Here is a 12,173-nt window from a genome sequence, read left to right on the forward strand (position 1 = left end):
GCTCGCCGGCATTGGGCTCGCGCCGGCTTCCTGCGTCACCATGCGCGGCCTGGACCTGGCCGACACCGCGCCTTCGGCTTCGAAGCGCACGCGGTAGACCCGCACGTTCTCCATCACCCGCTGCACGTAGTTGCGCGTCTCCGACAGCGGGATGCGCTCGACCCAGTCGACCGGATCGATCTTGGGATCCCTGGGATCGCCATGCGCCTGCACCCATTCGCGCACGCGGCCGCGGCCGGCATTGTAGCCGGCGAACGTCATGATCTGGGAGCCCGAATATTCCTTCAGCAGCGCGCTGAGCTCGGCCGCGCCCATCTGCGTGTTGTAGACGGGATCTGACACCATGCGGTCCCAGTCGTAGGGGACGCCGAACCGCTTCGCGGTGTCGCGGCCCGCCTCCGGCGTGACCTGCATCAGACCGACCGCGTTGGCCGGCGACCTGTCGCGCTGGTCGAATGCGCTTTCGGTCCGCGCCACCGAATAGATGATGCTGGGCTCGATCTCGGGCGCAACCTGCTTGTGCGGGGGAATGCCAATGGTCGGGAAGGCGTAGTGATCGAGCGCGAGGCCGCGGGCGAGCGCCGACTTGCCGATCTCCAGCATCGCGCGCGCGTCGTTGCGGCGGCCCGCGAGTTCGCCGAGCGCTTCGAGCACGGCGGCGTCGGTGCTCTCTTCGGCGAGATCGTCGACGAACGACAGGACGACGTCGCGCTCGCCGATCGCGTAGAGCATCTCGGCGGCGCGCACCCGCGCGTCGGCCGGTTCGGTCCCTGCGGCGGCGACGAGCGGCGAGGGCGGCCGCAGCGCCAGCCGCTCGAACCCGAGCTTGGCGCGCGCGAGCTGGCCGTAATAGGCGGTCGGGTAGCGCGCGGCGGCCTCATAGCTCGCGAGTGCGTCGTTCGTCGCCCCGAGCGCTTCCGCCGCGCGGCCGCGCCAGTAATTCGCCCGCGCCAGCACGATGGGGTTGGCCGAGCCCTCGTCGATGGAGGCGAAATGGGTCAGCGCCGTCCTGGGATCGTCGAGATAGCGCAGTGCGATCCAGCCGCACATGAAGTGGAAGTCGGCCCGGTAGACGTCCATCGCCGGCACCGCCGCCGCGCGGACGACGTCGTAGGCGGTCCTGTATTTGTGCTGGTCGAGCAGCTTGCGGGCGAGCAAGCGGCGCTCGCGCCACCATTCGTCGGTGTCCTGCAGCGCCATCGTGCCCGGTGCGGCGGCCAGCATCGCCTCGGCGGCATCGTCGATGCGGTCCTTCTGCACCAGCCACTGCACGCGGCAGAGCGTGTAGCCGAGGTCGCCCCGCGCCTCGGTAGGCACGTCGCCCAGGAGGTCCTTCGCCTTGTCGGCCTTGCCGCGCACCGCGGCGCAGGCCTTCACGATCGCGACCGCGTCCTCGCCGAGCCGTTTTGCCGCGCGCCGGGCGCCGGCGAAATCCTTGGCGCCGATGCGCTTGTCCATCCGCGCGCGACGATCGTCCGCCGTGAGCAAATCGCCGAACGCCTCGTCGGCCTCCTCCTCGGCGCGCTCCGACAATTCCTCCGAGCGCCAGGCCGCGCGAACGAGCTGCGCAGCGCGGTAGCGCTCGCCCTCGGCGAGCAGTACGCGGGCCAGCGCGAACTTGCCCTTGGCGCTCAGCGGCCGGTCGAAGGTGAAGCCGTGGACGGTCGCGGCGTCGCTCTTCTCCTGCCACAGCCGCACCTCCGCCCGCTTGCGCAGCAGGGTCACGCTGGGCCAGTCCGGATTGGCGGCGATGAAGGCGGCATAGCGGTTGAAATTCGCCGTGGTCTCGGCGTTGCGCAGGATGAACCATTCGGCGAGCTTCTGGCCTGCGGGATCGGCGATCCGGTTGCGCGCCGCGGTCGCATCCTCCGTCTTGCCCTTGCGCGCGAGATCGATGGCGTCCTTCACCGCCGCGAGGTCTCCGGTCAAAGGCGGCGCGGCGCGCGCCTCGGTCGGCTCGACCGACTTCTTCGACTTGCGCTTTGCCTCGGCATGCCGGCCGTGCCTGTGCTTGCCGGCCGAGGCGGTGCGATGATGACGCCCGCCGGCCTCTTTGGCCTTCCTGGCCTCGGGCGTCTTTTTGGCCTCGGTCTTCTTCGGCGTGGACGATTTGTGGGTGGTTTTCGCTGTCGCCTCCGTCGCGAGCAGCGCGAGCAAGACCGAGGCGAGCAGACACGCCAGCGAGCGTAGGCACTGGTTCATTCCATGGTCCCCCTGCGAAACCATCAGCACAAACCACGATCCGCGATTCAGCGCGGACCGAACGGCGAACGATACCACGGCATCGAGTCGTGTCCGTCACGCTCGTGCAACAATGCGGCGAAAATACCTGCTCGCGGAACCGCTCGGCAGCCGATCGTTAACCCGCGTTAACGGCTGGCAGTGCGTGTGTTCCCGGCGGCAAATCCGGTGTATGGAGTTCCAAAGCCGTTTCCCAGCCCTTCGTTTGCCGTCCCATGCCGATATTCAACCAGTCGATCAGGCGCAAGATCGTCGGTATCGCCCTCGGACTGATCATCCTGATGGTGATCAGCTCGGCGCTGTCCATGGTGATGTCGAGCCGGGTCGGGGTCCTGCTCGACGAGCTGACCAATCGCTACATTCCGGCCTACAGCCACCTCGCGCGCGCCAACGTCCGCTCGCTGGAGCGCGCGTTGGCGCTGCGGCGCATGGTCATCGCCAAGATGCAGACGCCGCCCGACGAGGAGGCCTATGCGGCGCGGCTGAAGACCTTTCGCGAGTCCGATCCCCTGGTCGAGCAGGAGGCCGACGCCGCACGGAAGCTCATCAACGCGATCATCGCCGATGATGCTACGCCGTCGGACAACGCGGCGCTCGCCCGCATCGAGAACCGGATCGAGAACGCCGTCTCGGAGCTTCGGCGCGAGATCGGGGAGGAGGACACGAGGCTGCTCGCGCAGCTCGAGGCGAGGGACTTCGCCGGCGCGCGCGAGACGCTGAGGCGCGTCGATGCGCTGCGCGATATCTTCATCCAGAAGACCGATGCGATACGCGCCGACATGCTGGCCCAGGTATTTGCCAGCACCGCGACCGTGGTCCGCCAGCAGAAGCAGGCGATCCTCATTTCCGGCGTCGTCACGCTGCTCGCCGCGATCATCGGCCTCGGCTTCGCATGGATGGTGAGTAGCGGCATCACCGGGCCGGTGCGGCGGCTCCTGGAAGGCACGCGCGAGGTCGAGGCCGGCCGCTTCGACCAGCCCATCACCGTCTCGACCCGGGACGAGATCGGCCAGCTCGCGGCCGCCTTCAACCGCATGGTCGAGCAGTTGCGCCACAACGAGCGCATCCGCGAGACGTTTGGCCGCTACATCGACCCGAAGATCGTGCAGGGGCTGATCGACCGGCCGGAGGTCGCGGTCGAAGGCGAGCGGCGGGTGATGACCATCCTGTTCTGCGACATGAGCGGCTTCACCGCGATGAGCGAGGGCATGACGCCGCGCGGCCTCGTCAAGGTCATGAATCACTATTTCACGGTGATGTCGGCGCCGATCAGGACCAACCGCGGCATCATCGACAAATATATCGGCGACGCCATCATGGCCTATTGGGGCCCGCCCTTCGTCGAGGACGCCGAGCAGGCGCGGCTCGCCTGCCTTGCCGCGCTCGACATGGTCGCGCAGGTCCCAAGCCTGCAGGAGCAGCTGCCCGATCTCCTCGGCATCCGCGCCATGCCGGCGCAGTGCGACCTGCGGATCGGCATTGCGACCGGCGAGGTCTTGACCGGCAGCATCGGCTCCGAACTGATGATGAGTTTCACGGTGATGGGCGACGCGGTGAACCTCGCCTCGCGCCTGGAGGCGGCGAACAAGTTCTACGGCAGCCGCGTGCTGATTTCGCAGACGACCGCGGCATCGCTCGGGGCGCGCGTCGAGCTGCGCGAGATCGATCGCCTGACGGTCGCCGGCCAGAGCACGGCGCAGGCGGTGTTCGAGGTGATGGGCAAGGGCGGGGTACTCTCCGCCGCGCAGGAGGCCTTGCGCGCGCGGTACGCCGAGGGGCTTGCCGCCTATCGCGCCTGCCGCTGGGACGAAGCACGCACGGCGTTTGCCGCGGCGCTGGAGAGCGTCCCCGGCGACGGCCCGTCGCGGACCATGCTCGCCCGCGTCGACCAGTTGCAGGCCGATCCGCCGGCCTCCGATTGGGACGGCGCTTGGCGCTTCGAGCAGAAATAGCCGTCGCGATGTTCTCTCCACCGCTCGCTTGACCAGCGGTAATTATTTCGATACTCGTTGAAATATGGAAAAGACGGATGCCGTTGCGGCGCTGGCCGCGCTTGCCCAGGACAACCGGCTCGATGTCTTCCGCCTGCTGGTTCGGGCCGGGCCCACCGGTATGCCTGCGGGAGCGATCGCGGAGACCCTGGGTCTTGCGCCCAACACCCTGACCTTTCATTTCGACCGGCTGCGCTCGGCGGGCCTCGTCAGCGCGCGGCGCGACGGCCGCTCCATCATCTATGCGGCCCGGTATGAGCGCATGAATGCGCTGCTCGGCTTCCTGACCGAGAACTGTTGCGAAGGGTTGTCCTGCACGCCCGCGCGCAAGCGAACCGGGGTGCCGGCCTGAACAACATCAAAGCCAACGAAACCGAGGAGGTCGCGATGACAGAGATCAAGGAAGCCGTCCGCCAGAAGTACAGCGAAGCCGCGCTGCGGGCCGGCTCCTCCTGCTGCGGCCCGGCCAAATGCGCCGATCCGATCACCTCCAATCTCTATTCGGATCAGGAGACCGGGCAGTTGCCCGAGGCGGCCGTGCTGGCGTCGCTCGGCTGCGGCAATCCGACCGCGCTCGCTGAATTGCGGGAGGGTGAAACGGTGCTCGACCTCGGATCCGGCGGCGGCATCGACGTGCTGCTCTCCGCCCGCCGCGTCGGGCCGTCCGGCAAGGCCTACGGGCTCGACATGACCGACGAGATGCTGGCGCTCGCCCGCGAGAACCAGGCCAGGGCGGGCGCGACGAACGTCGAGTTTCTCAAGGGAGAGATCGAGCACATCCCGCTGCCGGACAATTCGGTGGACGTCATCATCTCGAACTGCGTGATCAACCTGTCGGCCGACAAGGATCAGGTGCTGCGCGAGGCGTTCCGGGTGCTGAAGCCCGGCGGACGGTTCGCGGTCTCCGACGTCGTGGTAAGGGGCGAGGTGCCGGACGCGCTGCGGCGGGACATGCTGCTCTGGGTCGGCTGCATCGCCGGCGCGCTGGAGGAGGGCGAGTATACCTCCAGGCTCAAGGCCGCCGGCTTCGAAGCCGCGAGCATCGAGCCCACGCGCATCTACGAGGTGGCGGACGCGCGCGAGTTCCTGGCCGGCAAGGGCATCGACGTCGACGCCATGGCCAAGGAGGTCGACGGCAAGTTCATGGGCGCCTTCATCCGCGCGACGAAGCCGGCCGTAGTTTCCCGCTGCGCACCCGGTTGCTGCAATTGAGGGAGGGGGTGATGGCAGGCAGCCCCATCGACAACTCGAAAATTGCTTCTGCCGAATAACGATGTTCGCGGTGACCTATTCCCGGGCGTAGCCTGATGGCGTTCGAGGCGTCGGAATGGGGACACGCCGATGACGGACCTTCAGGACAGACAGGAGCGGCTGGAGAGGCTCGCCGCCGAATGCGAGTTGATTGCCAAGCTGGCGACCGACTCGACCAAGCGGGAGTTCTATCTGCGGCTCGCGGTGCATTACGGCGAACTCGCCGCCGACACGCGGAGGTCGCTGGCCAGTCGCGATGCAGCGTAAGATGGGCCGCGATCGCGGTTTTGGGCGCGTGCGTCCGCGCGGTCGAAAGCCGTTCTTAACGCTTGGCGCGCATCCTGATCGCGCGTGACGAATCCCGCATGCCGTGATTCGCCACGAGGGGAATGGTGGGGCCTGTTGCCATGCAAAACCCCACAAACACATCGCTTTGCCATTGCTCACCAGGGCGATCCCATGCGGGCTCTCGCGGTCGTCATCGTCGTCGGATTTGCCCTGGCGGGCTGCGAGCCGGATCGCGACATCACCGGCTCGACGGCGTCGTGCCCGGTCCGCAACTACAGCTCCTACAATCCCAAGGACATGGCGCAGTGCGTCAATGCCTGCAAGTCCTGCGACCACGGCAATACCGTCACCTGCACGACGTCCTGCACCCTGAAGGGCGCGCACTGAGGCGTCCAGGCTTGCTTGGGCAGCGCTCGACCGAGCCTTGAGTCTCCTCGCTGCGCATCGTCGTTCCATCAAAATCTCAGGTTGTGCAACGGTTACGAAGCTCGGGTGGCTTGGTGCCGTTGGCGTGACCTCAAGGCAACGATTGTGACTTCTCCGCAACAATCGGTGGAGATTTGACCGTTGTTCCCGCCCGTCCACGTCTGCGCCGCTTTTTGGCCACACCCCTCCATGAATAAAATCTAAATGAAATTTTAGGACTGCGACGCTCGCGAACGGCAACCGGAAACCCCAAGGTCTATTCAAATCCTGGGGCTGATTTTTCGGGCCTGACAAGAGTTCGCGGAGGAAACTGGTTCGCGATGGACGCCAAGGTCAATCTCAAGGCCAAACTGCCGAGCCGTCACGTGACGGAGGGGCCGTCGCGCGCACCCCATCGCTCGTATCTCTATGCCATGGGTCTGACCACCGCGCAGATCCACCAGCCCTTCGTCGGCGTCGCCTCCTGCTGGAACGAGGCCGCGCCCTGCAACATCGCGCTGATGCGCCAGGCGCAGGCGGTCAAGAAGGGCGTTGCGCATGCCGGCGGCACGCCGCGCGAATTCTGCACCATCACCGTGACCGACGGCATCGCCATGGGCCATGACGGTATGCGCTCCTCGCTGCCGTCGCGCGAATGCATCGCCGATTCCGTCGAACTGACCATGCGCGGCCATGCCTATGACGCGCTCGTCGGGCTCGCCGGCTGCGACAAGTCCCTGCCGGGCATGATGATGGCGATGGTGCGGCTCAACGTGCCCTCGATCTTCATCTATGGCGGCTCGATCCTGCCCGGCAATTTCCGCGGACAGCCGGTCACGGTGCAGGACATGTTCGAGGCGGTCGGCAAGCACTCCGTCGGCGCCATGTCGGACGAGGACCTCGACGAGATCGAGCGCGTGGCCTGCCCCTCGGCCGGGGCCTGCGGGGCGCAGTTCACCGCCAACACCATGGCGACCGTCTCCGAAGCCATCGGGCTTGCGCTGCCGTACTCGGCCGGTGCCCCGGCGCCGTATGAAATCCGCGACGCCTTCTGCATGACCGCGGGCGAGAAGGTGATGGAGCTGATTACCTCCAACATCCGCCCGCGCGACATCGTGACCCTCAAATCCCTGGAGAATGCGGCCGCCGTGGTCGCCGCGTCCGGGGGCTCGACCAATGCCGCGCTGCATCTGCCGGCGATCGCGCACGAGGCCGGCATCAAGTTCGACCTGTTCGACGTGGCGGAAATCTTCAAAAAGACTCCATATGTCGCCGATTTGAAGCCCGGCGGCCGTTATGTCGCCAAAGACATGTTTGAAGTTGGCGGCATCCCGCTTCTGATGAAGACGCTGCTCGACAATGGCCATTTGCATGGTGACTGTCTCACCGTCACCGGCCGGACGATCGCCGAAAACCTCAAGAGCGTGAAATGGAATCCGCACCAGGACGTGGTGCACCCGGCGGACAAGCCGATCACCGTTACCGGCGGTGTGGTGGGTCTGAAGGGCAATCTGGCGCCAGAAGGTGCAATCGTGAAAGTCGCGGGCATGTCCACCCTGAGGTTCACCGGCCCGGCCCGCTGCTTCGACCGCGAGGAGGATGCCTTCGAGGCGGTCCAGAACCGCACCTATCGCGAGGGCGAAGTCATCGTGATTCGCTACGAGGGGCCGAGGGGCGGTCCCGGCATGCGGGAAATGCTCCAGACTACGGCGGCGCTGACCGGGCAGGGCATGGGCGGCAAGATCGCGCTCATCACCGACGGCCGGTTCTCCGGCGCAACCCGCGGCTTCTGCATCGGCCATGTCGGGCCGGAGGCGGCGGTCGGCGGCCCGATCGGGCTGCTCGAGGACGGCGACATCATCGAGATCGACGCGGTCGCCGGTACCCTTAACGTAAAATTGAGCGACCAGGAACTCGCCCAACGCAAGACCAAATGGCGCCCCCGCGCGACTAATCACAATTCGGGTGCGCTCTGGAAATATGCCCAGCAGGTCGGGCCAGCGGTCGGTGGGGCCGTGACCCATCCGGGCGGCGCGCACGAGAGTCAGTGTTATGCGGACATCTAGGCGTACCATAGTCGCGTTGGTGTTGGGGGCCTCGGCGCTGGCCGTGCCGGCGTTGGCCTTCGACGGTGCGCCGGTCAACCAGAAGGACACGGCGATCCCCGTGGTGTCGCCCGCGCCGAGCGCGGCTGGCGCCTTGCGCAAGGCCGTTCCGCCCGCCGCCGTCACCCGGGAGGCCTCGCTCAGCGCGCTGCAATATGCCGCAGAGGGCGGCCACCCCATCGCGCAGTGGAAGCTCGGGCGCATGTACGCCAATGGCGACGGCGTCGCCCAGGACGACGTGCGGGCCTTCGAGTATTTCAGCCGGATCGCCAACGCGCATGCCGAGGACAGCCCGTCGGCGCCGCAGGCGCAGATCGTGGCCAACGCCTTCGTCGCGCTCGGCCGCTACTACCTCAACGGCATCCCGAACTCGAAGATCAAGCCGGATCCGGACCGGGCGCGCGAGATGTTCTCCTATGCCGCGTCCTACTTCGGCAATGCGGACGCGCAGTACGACCTCGCCCGGCTGTACCTGAAGACGCCGGACGCCTCGCGCGAGGACTTCCGCTACGGCGCGCGCTGGCTCGGGCTTGCCGCGCAGAAGGGCCAGCACCAGGCCCAGGCTTTGCTCGGCCAGATGCTGTTCAACGGCGATCGCCTGCCGAAGCAGGCCGCGCGCGGCCTGATGTGGCTGACGCTGGCGCGTGACAGCGCCGGGCCCGACGAGACCTGGATCAAGGAAAGCTACAACCGCGCGGTGGCAAAAGCCTCCGACGACGATCGCGCCATGGCGCTGCAGATGCTCGAGCACTGGGTGCAGGGTCGGCGGGACTGAGGCATTGGCCTGAATCGAAAGACCGGCTCACCTTAACCTCGCCCCGCTTGCGGCCGCTTGCGGGGAAGTCAAGCGCAGCTTGAATTCCGGGTGAGGGGGAGTCTCCGCGAGTTCAGGATGAGGTTGGGCAGGCTACGCCGCCTCCACATCCAGGTCCGCCCACACCGGCACGTGGTCAGACGGCTTCTCCCAGCCGCGCACATAGCTGTCGATGCCGACGTCGGCGAGCTTGTCGCTGGCCTGCGGCGAGAGCAGCAGGTGGTCGATGCGCAGGCCCTGGTTCTTCTGCCAGGCGCCGGCCTGGTAGTCCCAGAAGGTGTAGAGCCCTGACTCGTCGGTGACGGCGCGCAGCGCGTCCGTGAGGCCCAGGCCGAGCAGGGACTGGAAGCTCTCGCGCGTCTCGGCCTTGAACAGCGCGTCCTCGGTCCAGGCCGCGGGATTGTGCACGTCGCGGGCGGCCGGAATGACGTTGAAATCGCCGGCGAGGATCAGGGGGATCTCCTCCTTGAGCCGCTCCTTCGCGTACTCGAGAAGCCGCGACATCCATTTGAGCTTGTAGGGATATTTCTCGGTACCGACCGGGTTGCCGTTGGGCAGGTAGAGGCAGGCGACCCGCAGCACGCCGCGCTTCAAGGTCACCACGCCTTCGAGGAAGCGGGCATGGGCGTCCTCAACGTCGCCGGCCAGTCCCGATTTCGTCTCGTCGAAGCGGTACTTCGACAATAGCGCCACGCCGTTGAAGGTCTTCTGCCCGTGGGTGACGACGTTGTAGCCGAGCGCCTCGATCTCGAGCCGTGGAAACGCCTCGTCGACGCACTTGATCTCCTGCAGGCAGACGATGTCGGGCGAGCACTCCTTCAGCCAGGTCATGAGGTGCTCGATCCGTTGCCGGACTGAGTTGACGTTCCAGGTGGCGACGCGGATCGGCATATCCTGATACTCCAGCGGGGCCTCCGTTAGAACAAACTGCAAACGCGACCGTCAAGAAAAGCGTCGGCGTCTGCGCAAAATCCCCAGGGAAATTAACCCGGTTTAAGCGCCGGATGGGCCATGGATGCGGCATGGGATGGCCCGGCAAATCTCGGCGACCAGTTGAACCGCGCGACGGCCTGCTCGGCGCGCTCCTCCATTGGCTTGCCGGCTTCGAGATCGAGGACGGCATGACTGCCGGTCTCAGCATGCGCGAGATGGGCCGCATCCGCGCAAAGCAGATCGAGGCCGTCACGCGCCTGATCCCGGTGACCATGGCCGTCAACATGCTCAATGTCGGCATCGTGCTGGTCGTGTTCTGGGGGATCGGCTGGAACGTGTTCCTGACGATCTGGGCGCTGACGCTCGGCGTCGCGGCCTCGTTCGCCGTGCGATCCTGGCTGCACTCGCATCAGAATCCTCCGCAGCAGGCCTCGCCGCGCGCGACCCGGCACATGATGCGGCAGGCATTTTTTCTCGCCGCGATCTGGGCGACGCTGCCGCTCGCGCTGTTCAGCCGGGCCGAGCCGACCGGCCAGCTCATCCTGGCCTGCCTGATGGTCGGGATGATGTCCGGCGGCGCCTTCACGCTGTCGACATTCCCGCGCGCAGGGCTCGCCTATCTCGCCACCATGGCGTTCGGCTGCGGCGGCGCGCTCCTGCTGTGCGGCACCGGTGCCTATCTCGTGACCTCGGTGTTCCTGATGTTGTTCGCGTTCTTCATGGCGCGCAACATCGTCTCGCAGGGCAACCTCTTCCTCGGCAATCTCAAGGCGCAGATCGAGCTGGAGCGGAAGGCCGAGATCATCTCGCTGCTGTTGAAGGAATTCCAGGAGAACGCCAGCGACTGGCTGTGGCAGACCGATGCGGCAGGCCGGCTCGTTGACGTGCCCGAGCGCTTCGCCGCCGTCGCGCAGTTGCCGTTGGCACTCCTGAACGGCGCGCGCTTCGCCGACGTGCTCGAGATGCTGTGCCCGAACGACGTGCCCACGGCCTCCAACATCATCGGTCTGATGGAGCACGGCGAGCCCTTGCACGAGGTGAGCATCGAGGTCGTGGCGGGCGGCGAGGACCGGCTGTGGTCGCTCACCGGAAAGCCCGCCCATGACGGCGACGGCCAGTTCCTCGGCTATCGCGGCTTCGGTCGCGACGTCACCGAGCGCTGGCGCGCGGAGAAGGCCGAGGCGGAGAGCCGGGCCAAGTCGGATTTCCTCGCGGTCATGAGCCACGAGATCCGCACCCCCATGAACGGCGTTCTGGGGCTCGCCAGCATGCTGCTCGAGACGAAGCTCGATGCGGAGCAGCGCGAGGCGGTCAGCACGATCTGGGCATCCGGCGACAACCTGCAGCGCATTCTCAACGACATTCTCGACCTTTCCAAGCTCGAGGCCGGCCGCTTCGAGTTCGAAGCCATCGACTTTTCGCCGCAGTCGCTGGTCGAGGCGGCCGCCGCGATGGTGCGGACCGGCGCCAGGAACAAGGGGCTGGCGGTGACGGTCGATCTCGATCCCGACCTGCCGCCGACCTTGCGCGGCGACGTCGCGCGGATCAGGCAGGTGCTGCTCAACCTCGCCTCCAACGCGGTGAAGTTCACCGACGAGGGCGGCGTGACCATCGCCGCCGTTTGCCGGTCGCGTCGCGATCTGCTCGCCACCGTGGAGTTTTCGGTCGCCGACACCGGCATCGGCATCGCCGCCGACAAGATCGAACGTCTGTTCACCGATTTCTCGCAGGCCGACGCCTCGATCAGCCGCCGCTTCGGCGGCACGGGGCTGGGGCTTGCGATCTCCCGGCGCATCATCGAGCAGATGGGCGGCACCATCGGCGTCACCTCGATGGCGGGCGAGGGCTCGACCTTCCGCTTCACGCTGGTGTTGCCGTGGAGCCAGGCGCCGGTCGCCGACAGCCAGGCCGACCGCAACGACGCCGATGCGCTGAAGGAGCGGATCGCGGGCCTCGACCGGCCGCTCAGGATTCTGGTCGCCGAGGATGATGCGGTGAACCGCATGGTCGTGAGCAAGATGCTCGGCGGGTTCGACGTCGAGCTCAAGGTGGTGACCGACGGCGTCGCAGCCGTGGAGGCCGCCGCGGAAGGCGACTACGACATCGTGCTGATGGACGTGCGCATGCCCGACATGGACGGCCTGG

10 protein-coding genes are annotated in these 12,173 nt (G+C 66.8%); 8 read left to right on the top strand and 2 right to left on the bottom strand.

The window, feature by feature from the left end:
- The coding region (locus KGM94_RS17885; RefSeq protein ID WP_300262127.1) for a transglycosylase SLT domain-containing protein at positions 1–2,202 on the bottom strand (2,202 nt) is incomplete at its 3' end.
- A 254-nt stretch (positions 2,203–2,456) separates the two neighbouring features.
- Between KGM94_RS17885 and KGM94_RS17890 the strand changes: the two genes are divergently transcribed.
- The 7 genes from KGM94_RS17890 to KGM94_RS17920 all read left to right on the top strand — a co-directional run bounded on the left by KGM94_RS17890 (position 2,457) and on the right by KGM94_RS17920 (position 9,056).
- A complete protein-coding gene (locus KGM94_RS17890) occupies positions 2,457–4,193 on the top strand; it encodes an adenylate/guanylate cyclase domain-containing protein (protein WP_300262130.1) in 1,737 nt (578 codons plus the stop codon).
- Positions 4,194–4,257: 64 nt separating this feature from the next.
- A complete protein-coding gene (locus tag KGM94_RS17895; protein ID WP_300262133.1) occupies positions 4,258–4,584 on the top strand; it encodes a metalloregulator ArsR/SmtB family transcription factor in 327 nt (108 codons plus the stop codon).
- Positions 4,585–4,619: 35 nt separating this feature from the next.
- The gene (locus KGM94_RS17900; RefSeq protein WP_300262136.1) at positions 4,620–5,444 is read left to right on the top strand and encodes an arsenite methyltransferase; all 825 of its coding nucleotides are present in this window, start codon (positions 4,620–4,622) and stop codon (positions 5,442–5,444) included.
- A gap of 129 nt (positions 5,445–5,573) precedes the next feature.
- Positions 5,574–5,750, top strand: a complete 177-nt coding sequence (locus KGM94_RS17905; RefSeq protein WP_300262140.1) for a hypothetical protein — start codon at positions 5,574–5,576, stop codon at positions 5,748–5,750.
- 192 nt (positions 5,751–5,942) lie between these two features.
- A complete protein-coding gene (locus KGM94_RS17910) occupies positions 5,943–6,158 on the top strand; it encodes a hypothetical protein (RefSeq protein WP_300262143.1) in 216 nt (71 codons plus the stop codon).
- 359 nt (positions 6,159–6,517) lie between these two features.
- Complete coding sequence (gene ilvD, locus KGM94_RS17915; RefSeq protein ID WP_300262146.1) at positions 6,518–8,242, top strand: dihydroxy-acid dehydratase; 1,725 nt, start codon at positions 6,518–6,520, stop codon at positions 8,240–8,242.
- The gene (locus tag KGM94_RS17920; RefSeq protein ID WP_300262149.1) at positions 8,229–9,056 is read left to right on the top strand and encodes a tetratricopeptide repeat protein; all 828 of its coding nucleotides are present in this window, start codon (positions 8,229–8,231) and stop codon (positions 9,054–9,056) included. Before ilvD ends, KGM94_RS17920 begins: the two co-directional genes overlap by 14 nt.
- Before the next feature lie 132 nt (positions 9,057–9,188).
- On the opposite strand, the gene xth is transcribed toward KGM94_RS17920, so the two are convergent.
- Positions 9,189–9,986, bottom strand: a complete 798-nt coding sequence (gene xth, locus KGM94_RS17925) for an exodeoxyribonuclease III (RefSeq protein ID WP_300262152.1) — start codon at positions 9,984–9,986, stop codon at positions 9,189–9,191.
- A gap of 131 nt (positions 9,987–10,117) precedes the next feature.
- Between xth and KGM94_RS17930 the strand changes: the two genes are divergently transcribed.
- Positions 10,118–12,173: ATP-binding protein (locus KGM94_RS17930; RefSeq protein WP_300262156.1), on the top strand; the 2,056-nt coding region annotated here is incomplete at its 3' end.

The sequence above is a fragment of the Bradyrhizobium sp. genome (genome assembly GCF_028868675.1).
Lineage (GTDB): Bacteria > Pseudomonadota > Alphaproteobacteria > Rhizobiales > Xanthobacteraceae > Bradyrhizobium.

Excerpts from the sequence above, each read along its gene's own strand:
- KGM94_RS17890 (WP_300262130.1), top strand. The coding sequence starts at position 2,457 with ATGCCGATATTCAACCAGTCGATCAGGCGCAAGATCGTCGGTATCGCC.
- KGM94_RS17910 (WP_300262143.1), top strand. The coding sequence starts at position 5,943 with ATGCGGGCTCTCGCGGTCGTCATCGTCGTCGGATTTGCCCTGGCGGGC.
- KGM94_RS17920 (WP_300262149.1), top strand. The coding sequence starts at position 8,229 with ATGCGGACATCTAGGCGTACCATAGTCGCGTTGGTGTTGGGGGCCTCG.
- ilvD (WP_300262146.1), top strand. The coding sequence starts at position 6,518 with ATGGACGCCAAGGTCAATCTCAAGGCCAAACTGCCGAGCCGTCACGTG.
- KGM94_RS17895 (WP_300262133.1), top strand. The coding sequence starts at position 4,258 with ATGGAAAAGACGGATGCCGTTGCGGCGCTGGCCGCGCTTGCCCAGGAC.
- xth (WP_300262152.1), bottom strand. The coding sequence starts at position 9,986 with ATGCCGATCCGCGTCGCCACCTGGAACGTCAACTCAGTCCGGCAACGG.
- KGM94_RS17905 (WP_300262140.1), top strand. The coding sequence starts at position 5,574 with ATGACGGACCTTCAGGACAGACAGGAGCGGCTGGAGAGGCTCGCCGCC.
- KGM94_RS17900 (WP_300262136.1), top strand. The coding sequence starts at position 4,620 with ATGACAGAGATCAAGGAAGCCGTCCGCCAGAAGTACAGCGAAGCCGCG.